Below are 834 nucleotides of genomic sequence, written 5' to 3' on the forward strand. Positions count from 1 at the left end.
TGCGCTCCGACGCCACGTAGACCTGATGGTCATCGGCCAGGCGCAGCACGATCTGCGCCGGCGGCAGGCTGGCGTACTCCGGTCGGTGGCACAGATCGAGCACATGCCGGCGCTCCTCGGCGCTGAGCTTGTGCGACGGCGTCGGACGCTCGGCATAAGGGCGCTGATCCTCGGTACCGGCCTTCCACCGCCGATAGGTGTTCTGCGCGATCCTCAGCTCCGCACACGCCTTCTTCAGTCGAGCCCCGTTGGCCCGGGCCTCGTCGATCAATTCAACGGCGCTGGCGCGATCTGCAGCGGACGTCATGACTCCTCGTCCCCCCAGATCGCGTCGGCTTTTCCCCGGAGGGTGAGCAATGCCGCCGTCTCGGCCAGTGCTGCCTCCTTGCGCTTGAGCTCCTGGGTCAGCTTCCGGTTGCGCTTGCGCTCCTCCTTGTTGGAGTCGGCCTGGCGCTGTGCCGTGGCCTCGGCCCGGTCGTTGGCCTGCTCGCAGCTGAGCCGCCACTGCTCGATCTGCTCCGGGTATAGCCCGCGGCGGCGGCAGTACTCGGCGAGCTCTTCCTCGCTGAGCGTGGCCGTCTCCAGGACGGCATTGAACTTGTCCCGGGAGCTCCAGCCATCGGGGCCCTGCGTGCCCTGATCTGGCATCAGGCGACCCTCCTTGCGCGCCTGGGAGCGCCAAGCATAGATCGTGGGTGCCGAGATGCCTTCCTCAGCAGCCACGTCGGCGACGCTGCGGTTGTTCGGTGGGCCGAGCTTGCGCAGGACCGCCTCACGTCGTTCGTCGGAGTACTTCATCGGAACCTCTCACTGCCCCCAGCTATGGTTTAAGAC

1 protein-coding gene and 1 pseudogene are annotated in these 834 nt (G+C 67.0%); both read right to left on the reverse strand.

All coding sequences use genetic code 11. The features are described 5' to 3' along the window. Positions 1 to 307, reverse strand: a pseudogene (locus LRF89_RS13260) (helix-turn-helix domain-containing protein); the annotation flags it as partial. Then, complete coding sequence (locus LRF89_RS13265; RefSeq protein ID WP_238637375.1) at positions 304 to 798, reverse strand: transposase; 495 nt, start codon at positions 796 to 798, stop codon at positions 304 to 306. The pseudogene LRF89_RS13260 and the gene LRF89_RS13265, both read right to left, overlap by 4 nt. Positions 799 to 834 lie beyond the last annotated feature (36 nt).

The sequence above is a fragment of the Halorhodospira sp. 9621 genome (assembly GCF_022228055.1).
GTDB lineage: Bacteria > Pseudomonadota > Gammaproteobacteria > Nitrococcales > Halorhodospiraceae > Halorhodospira > Halorhodospira halophila_A.